At 60.8% G+C, this 19,912-nt stretch carries 17 protein-coding genes; 2 read left to right on the plus strand and 15 right to left on the minus strand.

Annotated features, from left to right (window positions below):
- Positions 1 to 120 precede the first annotated feature (120 nt).
- Complete coding sequence (locus tag B0E50_RS06075) at positions 121 to 987, minus strand: AAC(3) family N-acetyltransferase (RefSeq protein ID WP_077440312.1); 867 nt, start codon at positions 985 to 987, stop codon at positions 121 to 123.
- Between the two features lie 231 nt (positions 988 to 1,218).
- Complete coding sequence (locus B0E50_RS06080; RefSeq protein WP_077440313.1) at positions 1,219 to 1,914, minus strand: alpha/beta hydrolase; 696 nt, start codon at positions 1,912 to 1,914, stop codon at positions 1,219 to 1,221.
- 156 nt (positions 1,915 to 2,070) lie between these two features.
- Here B0E50_RS06080 and B0E50_RS06085 point away from each other — a divergent pair, with 156 nt between their 5' ends.
- Positions 2,071 to 2,988 (plus strand): LysR family transcriptional regulator, encoded by a 918-nt coding sequence (locus tag B0E50_RS06085; RefSeq protein WP_077440314.1) that lies wholly within the window; start codon positions 2,071 to 2,073, stop codon positions 2,986 to 2,988.
- A gap of 75 nt (positions 2,989 to 3,063) precedes the next feature.
- Here B0E50_RS06085 and B0E50_RS06090 read toward each other — a convergent pair whose 3' ends face one another.
- Both B0E50_RS06090 and B0E50_RS06095 read right to left on the minus strand, forming a co-directional pair.
- On the minus strand, positions 3,064 to 3,339 hold the full coding sequence (locus B0E50_RS06090; RefSeq protein ID WP_077440315.1) for a hypothetical protein: 276 nt from the start codon (positions 3,337 to 3,339) through the stop codon (positions 3,064 to 3,066).
- A 144-nt stretch (positions 3,340 to 3,483) separates the two neighbouring features.
- The gene (locus B0E50_RS06095) at positions 3,484 to 4,191 is read right to left on the minus strand and encodes a hypothetical protein (RefSeq protein WP_077440316.1); all 708 of its coding nucleotides are present in this window, start codon (positions 4,189 to 4,191) and stop codon (positions 3,484 to 3,486) included.
- Between the two features lie 463 nt (positions 4,192 to 4,654).
- Between B0E50_RS06095 and B0E50_RS06100 the strand changes: the two genes are divergently transcribed.
- On the plus strand, positions 4,655 to 6,889 hold the full coding sequence (locus tag B0E50_RS06100) for an AAA family ATPase (protein ID WP_077440317.1): 2,235 nt from the start codon (positions 4,655 to 4,657) through the stop codon (positions 6,887 to 6,889).
- A 94-nt stretch (positions 6,890 to 6,983) separates the two neighbouring features.
- Here the strand turns inward: B0E50_RS06100 and B0E50_RS06105 are convergent, their stop codons facing one another.
- The 11 genes from B0E50_RS06105 to rlmD all read right to left on the minus strand — a co-directional run bounded on the left by B0E50_RS06105 (position 6,984) and on the right by rlmD (position 19,907).
- Positions 6,984 to 10,031 (minus strand): N-6 DNA methylase, encoded by a 3,048-nt coding sequence (locus tag B0E50_RS06105; RefSeq protein ID WP_077440318.1) that lies wholly within the window; start codon positions 10,029 to 10,031, stop codon positions 6,984 to 6,986.
- A 102-nt stretch (positions 10,032 to 10,133) separates the two neighbouring features.
- Positions 10,134 to 11,336 carry an enoyl-ACP reductase FabV gene (gene fabV, locus B0E50_RS06110; RefSeq protein WP_077440319.1) on the minus strand — a complete coding sequence of 401 codons (1,203 nt, stop codon included), beginning with the start codon at positions 11,334 to 11,336 and terminating at the stop codon, positions 10,134 to 10,136.
- Positions 11,337 to 11,669: 333 nt separating this feature from the next.
- Positions 11,670 to 13,187, minus strand: coding sequence for an FAD-dependent oxidoreductase (locus B0E50_RS06115; RefSeq protein ID WP_077440320.1), 1,518 nt, complete (start codon positions 13,185 to 13,187; stop codon positions 11,670 to 11,672).
- Positions 13,188 to 13,254: 67 nt separating this feature from the next.
- Complete coding sequence (locus B0E50_RS06120; protein ID WP_077440321.1) at positions 13,255 to 13,986, minus strand: copper homeostasis protein CutC; 732 nt, start codon at positions 13,984 to 13,986, stop codon at positions 13,255 to 13,257.
- Positions 13,987 to 13,998: 12 nt separating this feature from the next.
- Positions 13,999 to 15,057: a N(4)-(beta-N-acetylglucosaminyl)-L-asparaginase gene (locus B0E50_RS06125; protein WP_077440566.1), complete on the minus strand. Its 1,059-nt coding sequence runs from the start codon at positions 15,055 to 15,057 to the stop codon at positions 13,999 to 14,001.
- A gap of 81 nt (positions 15,058 to 15,138) precedes the next feature.
- A complete protein-coding gene (locus B0E50_RS06130) occupies positions 15,139 to 15,342 on the minus strand; it encodes a cold-shock protein (RefSeq protein ID WP_077440322.1) in 204 nt (67 codons plus the stop codon).
- Between the two features lie 159 nt (positions 15,343 to 15,501).
- Positions 15,502 to 16,260, minus strand: a complete 759-nt coding sequence (locus B0E50_RS06135; RefSeq protein ID WP_077440323.1) for an S-methyl-5'-thioinosine phosphorylase — start codon at positions 16,258 to 16,260, stop codon at positions 15,502 to 15,504.
- A 136-nt stretch (positions 16,261 to 16,396) separates the two neighbouring features.
- The gene (locus B0E50_RS06140) at positions 16,397 to 16,966 is read right to left on the minus strand and encodes a hypoxanthine-guanine phosphoribosyltransferase (RefSeq protein WP_077440324.1); all 570 of its coding nucleotides are present in this window, start codon (positions 16,964 to 16,966) and stop codon (positions 16,397 to 16,399) included.
- On the minus strand, positions 16,963 to 17,985 hold the full coding sequence (gene nagZ / locus B0E50_RS06145) for a beta-N-acetylhexosaminidase (protein WP_077440325.1): 1,023 nt from the start codon (positions 17,983 to 17,985) through the stop codon (positions 16,963 to 16,965). The genes B0E50_RS06140 and nagZ overlap by 4 nt, the downstream gene beginning before the upstream one ends.
- Positions 17,979 to 18,500 (minus strand): CYTH domain-containing protein, encoded by a 522-nt coding sequence (locus tag B0E50_RS06150; protein WP_077440326.1) that lies wholly within the window; start codon positions 18,498 to 18,500, stop codon positions 17,979 to 17,981. The genes nagZ and B0E50_RS06150 overlap by 7 nt, the downstream gene beginning before the upstream one ends.
- Before the next feature lie 69 nt (positions 18,501 to 18,569).
- Positions 18,570 to 19,907 carry a 23S rRNA (uracil(1939)-C(5))-methyltransferase RlmD gene (gene rlmD, locus B0E50_RS06155; RefSeq protein WP_077440327.1) on the minus strand — a complete coding sequence of 446 codons (1,338 nt, stop codon included), beginning with the start codon at positions 19,905 to 19,907 and terminating at the stop codon, positions 18,570 to 18,572.
- Positions 19,908 to 19,912 lie beyond the last annotated feature (5 nt).

A 19,912-nucleotide genomic window follows, 5' to 3' on the forward strand; every position in this document is an offset into this window, starting at 1 on the left:
GGGAGCCATCATGAGGTACGACTTCACGCGCTCCGATGCCGATCAGTTTTCGAACAGGGGTCAGGGTCGACTTTCCAAGGCAGCCGTCTTAAAGAAAGTGCACACTGATCCGGGTTTCTCCTACTTCGCCTCGGCAAGCAACTCATCGAGCCGCGCCTTCGCGAAATCGACAAATGGAACGCTCTCCATGAGCTGACAGCGTGCCGAGCCAATCGTCTTGCTGCGAATCAGACCAACAGCATCGGCTTCGGCACCCAGTTGTGGAAAGTAGACGCCGTTGTCATCGCCCACATCGGGTGCCTCCATCCAGAGGCGATCCTTTCCGACCAGGGCGGGAAACCGACGAAGCTTCGTACGATGGCGGGGCGTCAGCGATTCCGCGTAATGCAAAAACGAGTTGCGATTGTGCCCTACCCCCAGCAGGAGAATGTAGGCGCCCAACCCGTACATCCTGTCGAACGGCGAGTTCTTTCCAAGTGCGTACACAAGGGGATGGTCGACCGTGATCTCACGGGCACGAACGCCAAGGGCGGCAACGGATGCCTGAGGATGATCGCTGCGCAAACGCCCGGGACGAGACAGGATCGCGCTGGAAACCGCACCCATCGGGGTCGGCAGGTCATCACGAAAGAGGGATACGTTTCGGCGCGCTTCATCGGCCAACGGGTCGTCGAATGCGCGCGACTGCGGATGTGGGTCGGAGACCTGGGGCGTGAACGTCGGCACAACCAGCGTTCCCGCATCACCGATGCAACACAGCAGCGCATCGATCACCGCTTGCGCTCCGCCATCTACTGCACCGAACGCCGACAGCGACGAGTGAACCACGACAACAGCCCCCCGAGGTACGCCGAGGATCCGAAGTTCCTGCTCAAGGAACCTCGCGTCGATGGATTTGGCTGATATGTCTGACACCGACGTTCCCCTTGTCTCGCCCGATGAATTCAACTCCGAGCCGTTGCAATGTGCACTATGAGGAGTGGACATTGCTAGTTCGATTTAACTTCCTCCGTCCCTGAGGTTCGGTTACCGTCGACGCGATCTTGATATCGCCGTCGCGCTGCACGCACGGAAATTGTCCCTGACACCTTTTCCGCTCAAAGTGGCCATCGGGGCCGTCAAAAGATCAGGGCCAGGTTCACTTTCTCACGGCAGTAAGTGAACCTGACCCTGATAGTCGGCATAGTCAGGCCGTGTTGCAGAGGGTATCGGCAAGCGTCACCTGTTTTGAACAGCGGCTGCCGCCTTGCGGATTACGTCGATGACGACGTCCGGCTGGGAAAGCATCGGCACGTGGCTGCTTGCCACCTCGGTGATGGTCGCTCCCATGCGCTTCGATACCCACCGTTGCAGGTCGGGATGCACAGTGTGGTCTTGGGTGGTCAAAATGTACCAGCTCGGCTTCGACTTCCACGGAGTGCTCTTGATCTTCTGTTGCTGAAACAGATCGGCGACGGGCGCATAATGGGTTGCCCAGACGAGCTTCTGCTCTTCCTTGGAAAGGTCTCCGCAGAAGAACTCCGTACCATTCGGAAGCATCCAGGCGCGTCCGTCCGCGACCTCCACGCGTGAGAAGATATCCGATGGATACTTGTCGAGTTGCTCCTGTACGGTCTCGCCGACATCCGGGGCAACCGCTCCGATGTAGACGAGGCCGGCCACGCGATCATCGACGCCTGCGGCCGTGATGGTAGCGCCACCATAGGAGTGGCCCACGAGGATGACGGGGCTGCCGACGCGGTTGAGCGTGCGCTTTACCGTAGCCACGTCCTCCTCGAACGAGTCCAGACCATATTGAACCGAGATCACCTCATGGCCGTCCGCCTGCAAAGCGGGGATTACCTTGCTGAAGCACGATCCATCGGCCCAGATACCGTGGCAGAACACGATGGCAGGTTTGGATATTGCAGGCATATTGAATTCTCCTTCGCTTCTCAGCTTTGACTGGATTGATTGGGATACTTCCGTCGGTGCAAAGACGGCAGCGACTGCGACGATACGTCGCCCCTCTATCGATGAAAAATGCTTTGTGTGATCGGACCTATGCCTTGAAGGCATACAGGAGGTCGTATGGAACTTCGACATTTACGCTATTTCATCGCCGTCGCAGAGGAAGGCAGTCTGCTGACCGCCGCTCAGCGGCGACTCCATACGTCGCAGCCGTCGTTGAGCCGACAGATTCGCGACCTGGAATCCGAAGTCGGTGTGAAACTGCTGGAGCGCGGAGCACGTGGCGTGGCGCTCACAGCGGCCGGGAAAATTTTCCTCGATCACGCGCGCTTGGCGCTCATGCAAGTTGAAGCGGCCACCGACGGTGCGCGGCGGGCGGCACAGCCGGAAAAGCTTGTGCTAGCCGTTGGTTTCCTTGCCGGGCAGGAAGTTGGGTGGTTACCCCACGCGCTCCGCATTATCCGGGAGGAGGCGCCGGAGGCCGAAATCACGCTGTGCAGTCAGTCCTCGCCGGAACTTGCCATCGGGCTGATGCGAGGCACGCTGGACGTTGCGTTTCTTCGCGCGGAGATTCAAACCGTTGGTCTGTCCTTCAAATTCCTGGCAAAGGAGCCGCTGATCGCCGTGCTGCCGGCGGATCATCGCCTGACGTCACGCAAAAAGATCCGGCCGCAGGACCTCGCCAGCGAAATTTACGTCAGTTCGGCTAGAACATCTCCGGTATTGAAGTCAGTGATTCAGGATTACGCATCGAAGGTCGGGATCACGCTCAAGGCCGAGTACGAAGGAGAGAACCTGCCGTCGGCAATGTCGCTCGTCACGTCCACGGGTGGCGTTACGCTTATTCCGCTGTATGCGCAAAACATGCTTACACCGAATGTTGTTGCCCGGGCGCTTGACGGCGTGCCTCCGACGATTGATCTCACCTTGGGATACAACAATACGAATTCATCTCCCCTGCTCCTTCGGTTTTTATCTCGTGCCGACGAGTTGGTGGCAAACGTTCAAAACCAAAGCATCATCCGATATGCCGTCTAGGTCATGGCTGCGCAAGATCGCGGCCAGGTTCGCTTTCCCACGGCAGCAAGCGACCTGGCCCCGATAGTTGCCCGGTTATTGATAGGTAGGCAACTGCCACGCAACATGCGACGCGTGGCCCGCGGGCAAACACGCTCGCCCCGCACGGTATGTGGCCCGCTCTTCGCCCACGCCAGTTTGCGAACGGCGCGTCGAATTGAGCCTCTGCGATTCCACCTGGCGCATGATCGCGCGCACCGCCCTCGCGTCGTTGAAGATGGCATCCCCCAGCAACGACAGCGCGTGGTCGGCGAACTCGGCGTCATCACTGGCGATCACCACATCGCCATGGGCCACAATCATGTCGATCATCCTGCCGCGCCTCTTCGGGCAAGCCAGGATTGAGCCGGGCAACGGCCGCTTCGAGGCTGTCCCTGGGGTGCCGTTCCAGAAATCCGAAACGACGGGATACGCACCAGCGAGCGCAACTGGCCCACTGGCGCGCGCGGGTGCCGGTTAATGGTAGGCGGGCAGTTGCCGCACGATGGGCAACGCATTGCTCATCGGCACGCGCATGGGCAGCGCGAGGTAGCTGGCCTGCTCCTCGCACACGCCCGGTTTCGTGCCGTGCCGCTCATCGATCCGCTGCACGCAGTCGACCTCACGGATGATGTCTTGCAACCTCTCCGCATGCTCGAGGATGGCATCGCCCATGATCGAGAGCGTGACGTCGGCGAAATCCGCCTGATCGGTGGCGACCACCACGTCGCCATGGGCGCGGAGAATGTCGCCCAGCCGGGCCAGCTCGTCGATCTGATCCAGGGTGACGCCAGCCACGTAGCATTTGGGCGCCTCGTTCATCGCCGACCCGGCAAGTTCCGGCTCGGCGCCGTCCGTGTCCGCCGCTGCCGTGACGGCTGCCACTTTCGGCTCGGCGTCACGTTCGGCCTTGGCCTCGGGCGCAGGCGCTCTTTCGCCACGCTCGGCCGGCCAGGAGAGTTCGTCCAGCACTTGCCCGATCTGCTCCTCCAGCAACTCCATGCAGATCGCCACCTCGCCCGGGCGAATCTCCGCATACCACTCCTGATCCTCGTCCGGCCTGCGCGGTCGCGCGAGGTTGGTCAGGAACCCCACGTATTCGCGTAGCTGCTTCAGCCGCAGCTGGCTGTCCTCCGGCAGAAAATAGCCCTTCGTTTCCAGATCTTCCGAATCGAACGTCGACATGGTCGCCTCCTAGTTCCATAGAAGTACCCGTCCACGGCATGACGACGGACGGGGTGTCGGGAGGTTCGAAACCGCACACAGCCGGCGGGCTTATTCCCCTTGCGGGTGTTGTATTCACCGCCCTCCCGACGCAGGCTTCGCGTCGGTTGTACCTACAAGGCGCGTAGGCACAAAAAACCCACCGGTTTGACGGAGGTGGGTACCGCTGTGTGGGGAGTTTCGACGCTCCTTGCAAATGAGTCTGCTACGGCAATGGAGGGGTGTCAAGATAGGCGTGGATAAATGAACCTGACCCCGATAATTGTGGAATCTGGAGTAAGTTCGGTCGTCAGTAGACGAGCCGTTTCTGCCCTACGAGACAATCAGTTGGTCGAAGGTGGAACGGTCTAATCTGGTGCCTACGGAACTAACAGCAGCGTAGAGTTCCTCGTCAAGGATCGGGGCACATTAAGGAAGGTGGAAAATGATTGAATCAATAACCATTGCGAACACCGCAACTTTCGATCTCGTTCCCGAGGTGCTGAGCGGGCTATCTCAGTTCAATTTCTTGTTCGGCTCGAACGGCACCGGTAAAACCACGGTCAGCCGCATCATCGCAGATGAGAACAGCTTTCCAACCTGCAACGTGACATGGAAGGCAGGAACAAAACTGCAGACTATGGTCTATAACCACGATTTCGTAGAACGTAACTTCACGCAATCATCAGAGTTGAAAGGCGTCTTCACCTTGGGCGAAAAGCAGGTCGACACGCTCACCATGATTACTGGAGCGAAGGTCGAGCTCGACACTCTCACTAAGAAAATAGAAACGCTGACATTGGGGCTACAAGGAGCAGATGGCACAGGAGGAAAAGAGGGAGATTTGGCGACGCTTGAGGCTGGATTGAAAGACAAGTGCTGGGTTCAGAAGCAGAAGCACGATGCAAAGCTCCAAGGTGCGTTTGAAGGCTATCGAGGAAGTTCGGAAAAATTCAAGGCGAAGGTCGTTCAAGAGTTGGCCGGGAACACCGCCGCACTTCTGACATTGACGGAGTTGGAGAAGAAAGCGGAATCGGTGTTCGGTGCAGCGCCCACAGTTGAGCAAATAGTCCCGACGATTGAAGCAACAGAGCTTGTTGGATACGAAATAAGCCAAATCTTGAAAAAGCGAGTCATCGGCAAGGGGGACGTCGATATCGCGGCGATGATCAAGAAACTGGGCAACAGCGATTGGGTCCTTGAGGGCCGTACCTTCTACGACGAGAATGGCAACGTATGTCCGTTTTGCCAACAGAGTACAACCGATGCCTTCACGAATAGTTTGAACGAGTATTTCGATGAGGCGTTTGTGACAGACAGCAAGGCTATCGACGATCTCGCCACCAACTATTCAACCGACGCAGCCCGACTTCAGCAGCAAATCGCGTCCATAATCGCAGCTCCGTCTCGGTTCCTTGATGTTGAAACGCTGAAAGCAGAAAAAGAGCTTCTCGACTCCAAAATTACAATTAACGTCCAACGGCTTGCGGGGAAGAAGAAAGAGGCGAGTCAGGTTATTGAACTTGAGTCACTGAGCAATGTCGTCACAGCGATCAAGGTGTTGATTGATTCCGCCAATACACTCGTTGCAGAACACAACAAGATGGTCGCGAATCTCGTTCAAGAGCGTGGCACGCTGACGGCACAGGTATGGAAGTATGTGCTAGAGGAACTCAAAGTCGACCTCAGCGCATACAAGACCACGCGAGATGGTTTGGACAAAGCGATCACTGCGATGAATCTCCAGGTCGCGGCAGCGATGACAGACAAAGCCGAAAAGACCAGTGAGATTCGCGAACTCGAAAAACAGACGACGAGCGTTCAGCCAACGATCGACGCGATCAATGTCCTCCTCTTGGCCTTCGGCTTTCGAGGTTTCTCGCTCGCGAAAACTGTAAGCGGAACGTCCTACAAATTAATTCGACCCGATGGTTCAGATGCAAAGACGACACTGAGCGAAGGGGAAAAAACGTTCGTCACGTTCCTCTACTTCTACCATCTCCTGAAAGGTAGCGTCTCGGATAGTGGCATGACCGCTAACCGCATTGTTGTGTTTGACGATCCTGTTTCGAGCCTCGACAGCGACATCTTGTTCATAGTCGGCAGCCTCATCAAAGGATTGTTGGACGAAGTGCGCTTGGGGACCGGACACATCAAGCAAATCTTCGTGCTCACACACAACGTGTATTTCCACAAGGAGGTCACATACAGTCGCAAGCGACCCAGCAACGGCGTGTTGAGTGAAGAGACCTTCTGGATCGTAAAAAGACCGGGGATGGTATCTAAATTAGTCCCGCAAACGACCAACCCCATCAAAACTTCATACGAACTGCTGTGGGCAGAAGTTCGGAAGCCAGAGCGCTCGAATCTAGCCATTCAAAATACGCTTCGGCGCATTTTGGAGAACTATTTCAAGATTCTAGGTGGCATTGAACTGGATCAGCTCTGCGCGATGTTTGACGGAAAGGAGAAGATTATCTGCAAGTCCCTCTGTTCGTGGGTACATGATGGATCGCACTATGCCCACGACGATCTCTACGTTTCGATCGACGACTCGATGGTGGAGAGCTACCTCAAAGTCTTCAAAGATATCTTCGTCAAAGCGCGCCACATCGAACACTACAAGATGATGATGGGGGATGCATTTGTCGAGGAGCCTATGCAGGCCGCTATCACGTGAGACGTGGCGAAACAGAATCGACTCACATCATGCAGCGGTGCTGCAAAGATCGGGGTCAGGTTGAGCTGGCCCGGATAGTCTCACAAGGAAAAATCTAAATATTGTCTTCCATCAGCGTGATCTCGTCGCTGTTCAGACCGTATAGTTCATGGACCAATGCGTCGATCTGGCGGTCCAAAGCGGCGCATTTGCGAATGGCAACGTCGCGGGCGTGACCACTGGCGGCAGCTTCCTGCTGTTTGGCATCGCACATCTTCTCCACGAGAGAAACCATGTGATCGTGCAACGTCCTGTCCCTGAGGTTAGACATGTCGATCCGTCGGATATTCAGACGCGAAATACTGTTCCAAAAATACTCGTAGATGCCGCCACTCTTGAGCTTGCCGATGCTGCGAAAGCGGAAAGTTAGTAGTCGCGAGTTAAGCAATCCAAGCAGGTACAAGAGATTTTCCTGCTGACCATTGTCGAAAAGGACAGTTGTATCCGTCAGGCCTAGAAATGTGTCATCCGCGTCGAGCGCGAAACGGTTTCCGGTAGCCAGATACGGACACAGGATACGTTTGCGCTGCCCGTAATGCTCCGCATGCAATGGCCATGTGTATTGCCACCATTCGCAGTTGCCGCGCTGATAGGCGGCGCGCTTCTTCAATTCAGCATCGTGCACGGTCAGGTGCGCACGCACCCCGGCAGAAAGCTGTGCGAAGTCGTCTACGCGATGCGGGTATAACAAGTATTCGTCGCGATCTTCGATGCGGTAGCGCTGAATGTCGGTATTGGTGGCTCGTTTGAACCAATGTCCGGCGGGTACCTTCCAGTCGCGAATATCGGCAGCGCTGCGCTCACCGAACACATCGTTGCGGCCTGTTTGCATACCTTGCCCTATCAGCAGCACTTCGCCCAGTGGCACGCCGGCGGCGTCGATCTTGTCGTTCAGTGCGGCGACCTGCGGCGACGTCAGCGCCCATGGCTCGGCGCCTAAACGGGCTTGTGGCACATGCATCGCTGCAAACTGTTGCGGATCGTGCAGTGCTATGTCCAACGGCGGCTCCGGCGGGTTGTCCAGCAGATGTTTGCGCACATCGATGTCTGATGGGGCACCGCCGATATTCAGCGTGACAATGCAGGTGGTAATGCCGACTTTTTTGAAGATTAGCGTGTTACGAAAATCGACGATTTGCCCTATCGCGGTTTTGTCCAGCAAATAGATTCGTAGCTTGTTGGCCTTGAATGCTTCTAAAAACGCCCGCGACACAATGAACGACACTCCATCACGCGAAAGCTGTACGGCACGCGCGAGGAAATAAAACAGAAGATCGGTCTTGTCGTTGTGGATCAGCGGATAGGCGGTCTTGATCGCGACCAGCTTATGATCACCCTTGCCCCAAGTGTCATCAATGTTGAGATACGGAGGATTGCCAACGATGGCGTCGAATCCCCCGGCGCGCATCACGGCTGGGAAGACGGTTTCGAAGTCGAGTGGATTCAGCGCATGTTCTTCCTGTGGCGAGAGTGCTAGTAGGCCAGCCACGTCCCACCCAATCAGGCTGTTCCCGCAGACAATATTGTTACCGAGATCGGGCAGAAGCTTCTTCAGATTACTGTCGCGCGCATAGTCGAGTTGATATTGGCGTGCGCTGGTGGCGCGCTCATCTTCAAGCAATTTTAAGAACAACGACAGTTGCGCCACTTCCACAGCCTGCTGATCGATATCCACGCCATAGATGTTGTTCTGCAAAATCGCGCGACGCTGGGCCAGCGACAGCCGCCAGCGACTGTCCTCGGTACGTATACATCCGTCTTTCTTAGCCTGCTTGTCGTGTTCGGGTCGGTTGTACCAGTCGGCGTGGTAGCGCAACAGCGCGTCGAACACTCCTAGCAGGAAGCTGCCGGAGCCGCAGGCGATGTCAGCAAACCGAAGTTTGGCGATATGCACCGGTGACTTACCTGAGATCTGCCTGCCCACGGTGTGTTCGACGATGTAGCGCACAATGTATTCGGGTGTGTAATAGACGCCACCTGCCTTGCGCACCTCCGGCTTTTCCTCGACGAAAACCCGCTGTGCAGTGGCGCGAATCACGCTGCCTAGGAATCGCTCATAAATCGAGCCGAGAATATGGATGGGGATGGCATCAAAGTTGTACGGTGAGTTCTCAGAAGAAAGCCGCTCGCAAATGTCAGCGAATACCTCGTTGTCTACTGCGAAGCCAGCGTCATCAAGTATCGGCAATTGCTTGAACACGATGCCGTTGTAGATGTTGTCTAGCCGCCGGCTGGCGGTGGCAAAATCCGCCCATGCGCCCTTGCCCTTGCCGAAGTCAGAGAGTCGTATCTCCGTCTCGATTTCTTTGTCTTCCAGAAAACGCAGGAATACGAGTCGATCCAGTGTGCGCTGCACGATTCTGGTAAGGGTTTCGGAGTCGAGACCGTGGTCGGCTTTCTTGAACGCCTTGGCTAACGCGGTGCGATGTTCCTCCAGTTCGGCGAGAAAGCTAACGTCTACCGCTTGGTAGCCGCCCTTGAAGAGGCCGCGCTGCTTGGCTCCACCTCTGGGCTTTGGCAATTCATCGATGCGCCGCTGGTACGAACCATCCTCATGCGCTTCGCGCGAGAACAGCCAGTAGAACTCGGCGAACTTGGCCGGGTCACGCCAGTCGGTGTAGTGCCAGTGCTTGTAGACCTGATCCAGCGCGCCGTCCGGGTGCGGGCGGCGGCGGCAGTCGAGCACATGGATCTTCTCGAAATCGGTGAGTACGGACAGGGGCGTGTTGGCGCTATAGCCATAACGCCAAGTCTGGAAGTGCGCATCTTCGTTGCGATCCAGGTTAACGCTTGGTTTCTTCGCCTCGACGAAAAAGCGCACATCGTGGAAGTTGGGCTTCAGGTAGAACGCATAATCGGCGCGTTTTTGCGACTGCGACCGCGCCACGGTCACACTGCGTTCGACCTTGACTTCCTGTTCATACGGATTGTGTTCGCGTTCGTGGTCGACGTCCCAACCGAGCGCCTTCAGCATCGGATCGATGAAATCCTTGCGCGCTTCGGCTTCTTGGTAGCCGGGTTGCAAGTAGGTGGATGCGTGTTTGCCAAATCGTTCGACCAATTCCAGCACGCGTGTGTGAGCTTGATCAAACAGAGTGGTCATGTTGGTACCAAAAGAAAGGAGGTAGGTTTATTTATCTGTTTCGCACTGGACCGACTTGCGTAGAGGGTAAACATTTTCCCGTGTGCCAAACCCGGTGTCCCCTCACCCCTCCAAACAATCAAACCGCCGATCCGCCTCCACCTCCGCCTCATAGTCCACATCCGCCCGATCAAACCCGAACAGCTGCAAAAACTCGTGCTTGTAGCCGGCGTAGTCGGTGATCTGCTTGAGGTTTTCGGTGGTGACTGTAGGCCAGAGGGTTTTGCAGGGGATCTGCACGTCGTCGCGCAGTTCCCAGTCGTCCAGCCGCAGGCGGCCTTCGTCGTCGGTGGGTGCAGCTTTGCCATCAGCACGATAGAGGCGGTCATGGAACAGGCGGTTGGCCTGCTCGATCGGATTTTCGTGGATGCCCTTCTCCTTCATGATCTTGAAGGCGATGGACACGTACAGCGGGATCACCGGGATGGCGGCGCTGGCCTGGGTGACGACGGACTTCATCACGCCGACGTAGGCTTCGAGGCCGGGGTGGCGGCTGCGCAGTTGTTTGGCGGTGTTGTCGAGGTGCTGCTTGGCCTGGCCCAGGGTGCCGTGCCAGTACATCGGCCAGGTGATCTCGGTGCCGATGTAGCTGTAGGCGACGGTCTTGGCGTGCTCGGCCAGCACGCCGGCGGCGCTCAGCGCGTCGATCCACAGCGCCCAGTCCTCGCCGCCCATCACGGTGACAGTGTCCTTGATTTCCTGCTCGGTGGCCGGCTCGATGGTGGCCTCGATCACGGTGTCCTTGTTGGTGTCGACCGAGGTGTTGGTGAACGGCTGGCCGATGGTCTTGAGCGCCGAGCGCACCACTTCGCCGGTGTCCGGCAGCTTGCGCACGGGCGAGGCCAGCGAATAGACCACCAGGTCGATCGGGCCGCCCATTTCGTTCTTGATGATCTCGATCGCGCGCGCGCGGGTTTCGTTGGCGAATGCGTCGCCGTTGATCGACTTGGCAATCAGGCCGGCCTGCTTGGCGGCCTTGTCGAACGCGGCGGAGTTGTACCAGCCGGCGGTGCCGGTCTTCTCCGTGCTGCTGGGCTTCTCGAAGAACACGCCGAGCGTGGCCGCGCCGTAGCCGAACGCGGCGGTGATGCGCGATGCCAGGCCGTAGCCGGTGGAGGCGCCGATCACCAGCACGCGCTTTGGGCCCTTGCCTGCTGCGTGGCCGGCAGCCTGGGTGACCTTGATCTGGTCGAGCACGTTGTGCTCGCAACCGACCGGATGGGCGGTGATGCAGATGAATCCGCGGACTTTGGGCTTGATGATCACTCGGGTGGCTCCTGCTGCTGTTCGGCAATTGGCCATATTAACCAAGGTGGGTGGCCATGCGCTGCCGTAGGGGGCATCGAGTGGCCCGCTCCTTGGTCGTCATCCCGGCGGACCCCGCAAAGGGGGCAACGGCCGGGATCGCAGTTGCTGTTGCGAAAGGCCGAATGGGTGGGCCGCTTCGTTGTTGAAGAGCGATGACCAGCTTCGCTGTTGAAAAACTTCTCCGGCCCTTGCCCCCTTTGCGGGGTTCGCCGGAATGACGATATGGGGAAACGAGGCAATCAGAGGTACCGTCTCCGTTGCAGAATCGCCACTAGGTCTTTCGCTACCGGATCAGGAAGCCGGTACCGTGATGTGTCGGAGATAATCCATCACCAGCGCGGGATCAGCGTCCGCCACCACCAGGCCGACGTAATTGTCCGGTCGGATCACGAAAAGGGTGTCGTCGCCGTAGACAGCGCGGGCATGTCCCTGCTCATCCACAAGGTTCGTCGCAGCGTGCGGTGACGCGGTGATGACATAGCTACGCACGTCGTTACCGAACGTTGCGGCACATGCATCGACCACCGATCGCCAGCGTGTGCCGAAGCCGAGCAAGGTGATGTGCGGTCCGCGCAATAGATCAAAGATGCGCGTCGACTCGCCTGCGCCGGACAGGCCGGGCGCATCCGGCGCGCGGTCGCCCGCACGCAGGCCATCGCCGTCGGGCCGCTGGTCCTGCGACAGGCTGCAGCCGCGGTAGCCCAGGCCCAGTTGCAGGGTTTTTTCGTCGCGGCTGAGCACGAAGCCACGCGCGGCCACAGCGGCGTTCATCAGCTCGTTGGAGACGCCCAGTACCCATGAGGCGATCGGCAGGCGCTCCTCGCCGTAGGTGTCGATCAGGCTCACGTCGGCGCCGCCCAGCACGGCGGCGAGTTTCCAGCCCAGGTTGTAGGCATCCTGGATGCCGGTATTCATGCCCTGCCCGCCGGCGGGCGAATGGACGTGGGCGGCATCGCCGGCCAGCAGCACGCGGCCGGCGCGATAGCGGTCGACCATGCGCACGTTGGCCCGCCACATGGATTCCCAGCCGGTCTCCTCCACGCGGATGTCCTGTCGTCCCGTGCGTCGATCGATCAGGCGCTGAAAGGCTTCCCGCGATGGCTGATCGTCCTGGCCCGGCGCGATCGACGCCTGCAACTGGAACGTGTCGGTGGAGGGCAGCGGGCAAAGCGCCAGGAAGCCTTCGGCGCTGCGCCACACGTGCCAGTGGTCGCGATCGAGCCCCGTCAGGCGGACATCGCCCAGCATCATCCGGACGGTCTCGAGGGTCTCGCCCAGGAAAGAAATACCTTCTTGCTGTCGGATCGAACTCTTGCCGCCATCGCAACCGATCAGCCAGCTCACTCGCAGGGTCTCTTCGCCTGCGGATCCGGCCAGTTGCACGGTCACGCCGTCGTCGTCCTGGACATAGCTGGAGAGCGTCACGCCGAATTCGACCTCGCCGCCGAGTTCGCCCAGCCTGGCACGCAACGCTTCCTCGACACGCCATTGCGGCGTCAGCAACGCCGACAGGTAGGGCGCATCTGGCCTGGGCGGAAGGTAACGGCGCGGCACCTCGGTGGAGGCACCTGTCTCGTCGTACTGCAGCATGTTCATGTCGGAGCTGCCGTTGCCGATCACCCGATCGACGATGCCCAGGTCATCGAACAATTCCAGCGTGCGCGGCTGCAGGCCTTTTCCGCGCGAACCCGCCTGCGGCGAAGGCGAGGCCTCGATGATGCGGAAGCGCACCTTCCGCTGCGCCAGCGTGCAAGCCAGGGTCAGGCCGGTCGGGCCCGCGCCTACGATCAGGACATCAGTATTCGGCATGGGTGATCCTGATGGTTGGTGGCAGTGGATGGTGGCCGTCAAATCCAGCTTTTGTCTGGAGCCAAGCTTAGCCTCGTCCGGCATCGTTCAACGCAACAACGATGCCTCGTATCTGTTCCACATCACTGCGCCATTCTCCGCCCTGCATATCCGTCAACAACGACGGTTGCCAGCGCATGCCGGACGAATGCTGTCGTTTTGCCGACGCGTGAAATTCATTTGCCCCGGTCATATCCCGCAGCTTGCCGATGTTCCCGGCATCCACGCCCGCCCCGGGCATCACGGCGATACGCCCGGCCGAGCGCTTGACCAGCTGACGAATCAGCTCCGCCCCCTCGAGCGCAGTGGGCCGGCCGCCCGACGTCAGCACGCGCTCGCAGCGGAGTTCGATCAGGTCTGCCAATGACGACAACGGATCGCGCGTGAGATCGAAAGCGCGGTGGAAGGTGACGCCCAGGTTGCTTGCGGCGGAGACCAGCGCGCGGCAGCGCGGCCTGTCGACCTCGCCATCGGCATCGAGCGCACCGAATACCACGCCATCACAGCCGAGTGCCACGCAGGCTTCGATGTCCTGCAGCATCACCTCGCACTCGATATCGCTGTAGAGAAAGTCGCCGGCGCGCGGGCGGATCAGCACGTACAGCGGAATGTGCAGGTGTTCGCGGGCCAGCGCGATCTGCGCATGCGACGGTGTCAATCCACCCAGTTCCAGCGCGGTGCAGAGTTCGACCCGCCCTGCTCCGCCTTCCTGGGCGGCCAGCGCGGAGGCAACCGAGTTCGCGGCAATTTCAAGCAGCATGGGTGCACGGGATCATGAATAGCTCGTGGTGTAGAGGCTTTGCGACGGGATCAGGCCATCCTGCTTCCTCGCATCGCACACCGCGTAGGAAAAACCGTGCTGGATCGCGTACGCGCCGACCTCGCCCGCGCGGTTCATCGCCAGGAAACCGACCTGTATGGTTTTGGATGCCTCCGGGCGACGCTTGACGATGCGCATCACCGCCTCCTTGCAGGCTTCCTGCGGCGAGCGGCCCTGGCGCATCAGCTCGACCACCAGGAAGCTGCCGGCGTTGCGGATCACTTCCTCGCCCACGCCGGTGGAGGTGGCGCCGCCGATCTCGCCATCGACGTACAGGCCGGCGCCGATGATCGGGCTGTCGCCGACACGGCCACGCATCTTCCACGCCATGCCGCTGGTGGTGCACGCGCCGGCCATGCGTCCCTGCGCGTCGATCGCCAGCATGCCGATGGTGTCGTGGTTGTTGGCGCCGCCGGGCATGCCCATGCTTTTGCCGGCGGTGCGGCCGTAGTCGCGCGTCTCGCTGTTGATCGACGGGTGGTACTTCGCCGTCTTCAGCCATTCATGCCAGGCCTGCTCAGATTCCGGCGTCAGCAGATTTTCTTTTTTGAAGCCCTGCTCCAGCGCGAATTGCAGGGCGCCATCGCCGACCAGCAGCACATGCGGCGTGCGCTCCATCACGCGCCGCGCCACCGAGATCGGATGGGCGATGTGCTCGATCGCGGCGACCGCGCCGCAGTTGTAGTTGTGATCCATGATGCTGGCGTCGAGGGTGACATGGCCGTCGCGATCCGGATAGCCGGCCCTGCCGACGCTGTGGTTTTTCAGGTCGGCCTCGGGTACCCGCGCGCCGGCCTCGACCGCATCCAGCGCATGGCCGCCCTTGTCGAGGATGGCCCACGCCGCCTGGTTCGCCGCCACGCCGAAATCCCAGGTCGAGATCACCCGCGCGCCAGTGGCCACCGGAACCTGCGGCGACGCCGGCGCGGCAGACACCTTGCCGCCCCACGCCAGGGCCGATGCCGCGGTTCCCAGCAGGGAAGCCTTGAGAAAACGCCTGCGATCAGTCATCGCATCCTCCATTGCCAAAAGCAAAAAACCCCGCACAGGATGCGGGGTTTTCTGTTTGCTGTACAACGCTCGCCTGGATGATCAGGCGGCTTCGACCGCCGAAGCCTGAGCGCCCTTCGGCCCCTGGGTAATTTCAAACTTCACGCGCTGACCTTCCTGCAGGCTGCGAAAGCCCTTGCTGGTGATCGCCGAAAAATGGACGAATACGTCCGCACTGCCGTCCTCGGGTGCGATGAAACCGAAACCCTTGGCATCGTTAAACCATTTGACCGTACCGAAACTCATTGCGCGAACCTCTGGATCCATGGAATGGGTGCGCCGGGATCCCCATGCAGGACCACTACCCCCTTTGGTCCGCTACCCCGGCCGGAGGAAAGTACCAACATGTTCAGGTTCAACGCAATATGCGGGGCTGCGCCGGTCACGCGAAGCCGGACACCGGGCTCAGCTTTCCGGCATCGCCGCAAGAATGCGCGGCACCTCGGCCGTGGCGGCGGCCAAGTGCGCAAAGATCTCCTCGATGCTGATTTCCGCCTCGTCGCCGCAACCGGCGGCGAAGTTCGCCACCAGGGCGAGACAGGCGTATTCCAGCTCCAGCTCGCGCGCCAGCGATGCCTCGGGCATGCCGGTCATGCCGACCAGATCGCAGCCGTCGCGCTTCATCCGCGCGATCTCGGCTCGGGTTTCCAGCCGTGGCCCCTGCGTTGCGCCATAGCAGCCGCCAGCGATCACCGCGACGCCCGCTGCACTTGCCGCCGCCAGCAACCGCTGGCGCAGCGATTCGGTATACGGCTCGCTGAAGTCGATGTGCTTTACCTCGGCGCCGTCGACATCGCAGAAACTGGTGTAGCGGCCGTGGGTGTAGTCGATCAGCTGATCCGGCACCACGATGACCCGCGGCCCCATGTCGCTGCGGATACCGCCGACCGCATTGACGCCGATCACCCGGCGCGTGCCCAGGCTGTGCAGCGCCCACAGGTTGGCGCGGTAGTTGACCCGATGCGGCGGCAGCGTATGGCTCTCGCCATGGCGTGCCAGGAAGGCCACGCGCTTGCCGGCGAAGTCGCCGATCACCACGTCGCCCGACGCGGGGCCGTACGGCGTGTCCACGCGGTGCCGCGTGGTGTTTTCCAGGCCCGGGAACTTGTACAGGCCGCTGCCGCCGATCACGGCAAGGTCGATGGGGAGCGGGGTTGAAGTCATGGCGCGACCTTGCTGGATGGGGAAGATGTTGTGGGAAACGGGAGACAAGTCCCTGCTGGAAGCCTTGTAGGAGCGCACCCTGTGCACGATGCTCTTGGTTGGTATCGTTGAAAAGCATCGCGCACAGGGTGCGCTCCTACGGTTTCTCGGTTGCAGGGGTCTTCAGCGCGTAGATGCCCGGCAGGTTGCGGCCCTGCTCGTGGTAGTCCATGCCGTAGCCGAACACATAGCGGTCAGGCAATTCGACACCGTTGAAATCCGATGCGATGCCCTCGACCAGACGATCGTGCCGCTTGGTGCACAGGCTGACGATCAGCACGCGTTTCGCGCCCCGCCGGTAGCAATCGTCGCGCACGGCCTTGAGCGTATGGCCTTCGTCGAGGATGTCGTCGACCAGCAACACCACGCGACCGGCCAGCGGCACCAGCGGCTCGCGCAGCCAGTGCAGGTCGCTGCCCGAGGTGGCACCGCGATAGCGCGTGGCATGCACGTAGTCGAATTCCAGATCGGTGCGGATCGCCAGCGCCAGCTGGCCGGCAAAGATCAGCGCGCCGTTCATCACGGTGAGGAATACCGCGCGCTCGCCATCCAGCGCGGCATCGATGCGCCGGCCCATGTCGGCGATCACGGTTTCCAGGGCGCTGCGTTCGTGCAGCAGCTCGGCGTTTGCCAGGGCATCGGCCAGTGATGGAGTCGGAGTAGTCATGCGTTTCCTTGATCGGCGTGCAAGGCCGAAATGCGCGCGACGAAGCGGTCGCGCTGGGGATTGTCGGTAAGGCTGGCCCAGCTGGCGCCGAGGGCGCCGCGCATGGCCGCCAGCCGTGGCGGTATCGCCCTGGCCGCAGGAACGTCAGGCATGGCGGCAATCGCCTCGTCCACCACTTCAGGGAAGCAGGCCAGCACCAGATCGCAGCCGGCGTCGAGGTGCGCACGCACCCGCTCGCCCACACTGCCGGCAGCACCCGCCGCGGCCATGCTGATGTCGTCGCTGATCACCGCGCCGGCAAAACCCAGCTCGCCGCGCAGGACCTGCTCGATCCACACTTTCGAATAGCCCGCCGGTTGCGAGTCCACCGCCGGGTAGGTCACGTGCGCCATCATCACCGCCTCGACCCGCGCCTCGATGCATTCGGCGAACGGCAGCAGGTCGTCGCGGCGGATCTGCTCAAGGCTGCGCGGGTCGATCGCCTGCGCCTTGTGCGTATCGGCCGCGACCGAACCATGTCCCGGAAAATGCTTGAGCACGGCTGCCATGCCGCCCAGGTGCATTCCGCGCACATAGGCCTGTGCGAGCTCGGCGGTCACCGCCGGATCGGCGTGGAACGCGCGCAGGCCGATCGCCGCATTGCCGCGCGCCAGATCGACCACCGGCGCAAAGCTGAAATCCACGCCGCTGGCGCGCAGCTCGCTGGCCATCACCCAGGCGTGCTCCTCGGCCAGCCGTACCGCCTCGCCGGGATCGCGGTCGTGGGCCGCGCCGATCGCCACCAGTGGCGGCAGACGGGTGAAGCCATCGCGGAAGCGCTGCACGGGTCCGCCTTCCTGGTCGACCGCGACCAGCAGCTCGTCGCCGCCGGCATCACGGATCGCTTCGCACAGCGCGATCAGTTGCTCGCGCGACTGGTAATTGCGTGAAAACAGCAGCACGCCGGCGACGCCTGGCGCGGTGAGCCAATGCTTCTCGTGTTCGGCCAGTTGCAGCCCGGCCACCCCGATCATCAGCATGCGGCATCCTCGGCAGCGCGCTCGGCCGGCGACCATTGCCGGTACGGATGCGCGATCAGGTTGACGTTGTAGTAGCGCACCAGGTTGCTCACTTCGCGCCCCAGCCATGCGGGACGCGGGAAGGAGGCATCGACGGTCGGCAGCTCGACCTCGGCCACGACCAGGCCGCTGTTGTCGCCGAGGAATTCGTCGATCTCGAACAGCACGCCATCGACCCGCACATGGTGGCGGATCTTTTCCAGTACGCCATCGCACAGCGTGGCCAGCAAGGTCCTGGCATCAGCGACCGGTATCGCGTATTCGAACTCGGCCCGTTCGATGCCCAACTTGGCCGCCTTGATGTTCAGCCATGCCTGTTCACCGGCAAGACGGGCGCGCACCGAGGCACGCGCACTGCTGTCGCGCAATGCCTGCGCGCCGATCAGATAGCCCTGCGCGATCGGTTCGCTGCGCTCGACAGCCTCGCGCCAGTCGTCGCCGGCAAGGAGGAATTTGCGTTCGATCTCGATGGCCATGGTTTACATGAAGAGCGCGACCATGCATGGCCGCTTTTTGATTTTCGCACTCAGGGACGAATGCATGAATTAACGTTCGAACAGCGCAATGGATTCGACATGCGCGGTATGCGGAAACATGTCCATGACGCCGGCCGACTTCAATTTGAAACCGTGCTGGTTCACCAGGATGCCGGCATCGCGCGCCAGCGAGGCTGGATGGCACGACACGTACACGATGCGGCTGGTGTGCCTGTGCGGCAGGTATTCCAGCACCTTGTCGGCACCGGCACGCGGCGGATCGAGCAGCAGCTTGTCCCATGGCTGGCGCGCCCAGTCGGTATGGCGCTGGTCCTCGAACAGGTTGGCCACGTGGAATCGCGCGTTGGCGATGCCGTTGCGCGCGGCGTTCTGCGCAGCGCGCTCGACCAGCCCGTGCTCGCCTTCGACACCTACGACTTCAGCGACGCGGCGCGCGATCGGCAAGGTGAAGTTGCCCAGGCCACAGAACAGGTCGAGTACGCGATCGGTCGGTTGCGGATCGAGCAGCTCCAGCGTGCGCGCCATCATGCGCTGGTTCATGTCGGCATTGACCTGTACGAAATCGAGCGGCTGGAATTCCAGTTCGACATCGTCGACGTGCGCGTCGCCGCTGGCGATGCGGAAGGCCAGCCGTGGCTGTTCCGGCCACAACGGATGCACGCTGCTGTTGCCGCCAGGCTGCAGGTAGATCGCCAACTCGTGCTGCTGGCCGAACGCGACCAAGGCAGCAAGATCGCGCTCGCTCAGCGGCTGCATGTGACGGAACACGAGCGCCATGATGTCGTCGCCAGCGGCGAACTCGATCTGCGGGATGTCGTTGGCCGCGTCCATGCCGTTGAGCAGCTCGGCGAGCAGGTCGACCTTCGGGCCCAGCGCCGGATGCATCACTTCGCATTGCTGGATATCGGCGACGAAGCGAGGATTTTCCTCCTCGCGGAAACCGACCAGCACGCGGCCCTTCTTCACCACGTTGCGCACCGACAGGCGACCCTTGCGCCGATAGCCCCAGGGCTCGCCGGTGAGCGGCGGCAACCACGACAGTGGCGTCACCTTGCCGATGCGTTCGAAGTTCTCGGCCAGCACGCGCTGCTTGGTGGCGATCTGCGATTGGGCATCCAGATGCTGCAGCGAGCAGCCGCTGCACTCGCCGAAATGGCGGCAGCGCGGCTCCACCCGATGCGGCGAACGGGTGATCAGTTCGACGACTTCCGCCTCGTCGAAATGGCGATGGCGCTTGCGCAGGCGGGCCAGCACCTGTTCGCCCAGCAGCGCACCGCTGACAAACACCGTCTTGCCGTCGATGCGGGCCACACCGCGACCGTCATGGCCGAGGTCGGTGATGTGGGCTTCAAACGGCGTCGACGGAACGGAGTTGGATCGAGACATGAGGC

The organism is Rhodanobacter sp. C01 (assembly GCF_002001045.1).
In the GTDB taxonomy this organism is placed as follows: Bacteria; Pseudomonadota; Gammaproteobacteria; order Xanthomonadales; family Rhodanobacteraceae; genus Rhodanobacter.

Coding starts and splice junctions, on each gene's coding strand:
- nagZ (WP_077440325.1), bottom strand. CDS start 17,985: ATGCTGATGATCGGGGTGGCCGGGCTGCAACTGGCCGAACACGAGAAG.
- B0E50_RS06150 (WP_077440326.1), bottom strand. CDS start 18,500: ATGGCCATCGAGATCGAACGCAAATTCCTCCTTGCCGGCGACGACTGG.
- B0E50_RS06090 (WP_077440315.1), bottom strand. CDS start 3,339: ATGATCGACATGATTGTGGCCCATGGCGATGTGGTGATCGCCAGTGAT.
- B0E50_RS06130 (WP_077440322.1), bottom strand. CDS start 15,342: ATGAGTTTCGGTACGGTCAAATGGTTTAACGATGCCAAGGGTTTCGGT.
- rlmD (WP_077440327.1), bottom strand. CDS start 19,907: ATGTCTCGATCCAACTCCGTTCCGTCGACGCCGTTTGAAGCCCACATC.
- B0E50_RS06080 (WP_077440313.1), bottom strand. CDS start 1,914: ATGCCTGCAATATCCAAACCTGCCATCGTGTTCTGCCACGGTATCTGG.
- B0E50_RS06085 (WP_077440314.1), top strand. CDS start 2,071: ATGGAACTTCGACATTTACGCTATTTCATCGCCGTCGCAGAGGAAGGC.
- B0E50_RS06115 (WP_077440320.1), bottom strand. CDS start 13,187: ATGCCGAATACTGATGTCCTGATCGTAGGCGCGGGCCCGACCGGCCTG.
- B0E50_RS06105 (WP_077440318.1), bottom strand. CDS start 10,031: ATGACCACTCTGTTTGATCAAGCTCACACACGCGTGCTGGAATTGGTC.
- B0E50_RS06075 (WP_077440312.1), bottom strand. CDS start 987: ATGTCCACTCCTCATAGTGCACATTGCAACGGCTCGGAGTTGAATTCA.
- B0E50_RS06125 (WP_077440566.1), bottom strand. CDS start 15,057: ATGACTGATCGCAGGCGTTTTCTCAAGGCTTCCCTGCTGGGAACCGCG.
- B0E50_RS06095 (WP_077440316.1), bottom strand. CDS start 4,191: ATGTCGACGTTCGATTCGGAAGATCTGGAAACGAAGGGCTATTTTCTG.
- B0E50_RS06140 (WP_077440324.1), bottom strand. CDS start 16,966: ATGACTACTCCGACTCCATCACTGGCCGATGCCCTGGCAAACGCCGAG.
- B0E50_RS06100 (WP_077440317.1), top strand. CDS start 4,655: ATGATTGAATCAATAACCATTGCGAACACCGCAACTTTCGATCTCGTT.
- B0E50_RS06135 (WP_077440323.1), bottom strand. CDS start 16,260: ATGACTTCAACCCCGCTCCCCATCGACCTTGCCGTGATCGGCGGCAGC.
- B0E50_RS06120 (WP_077440321.1), bottom strand. CDS start 13,986: ATGCTGCTTGAAATTGCCGCGAACTCGGTTGCCTCCGCGCTGGCCGCC.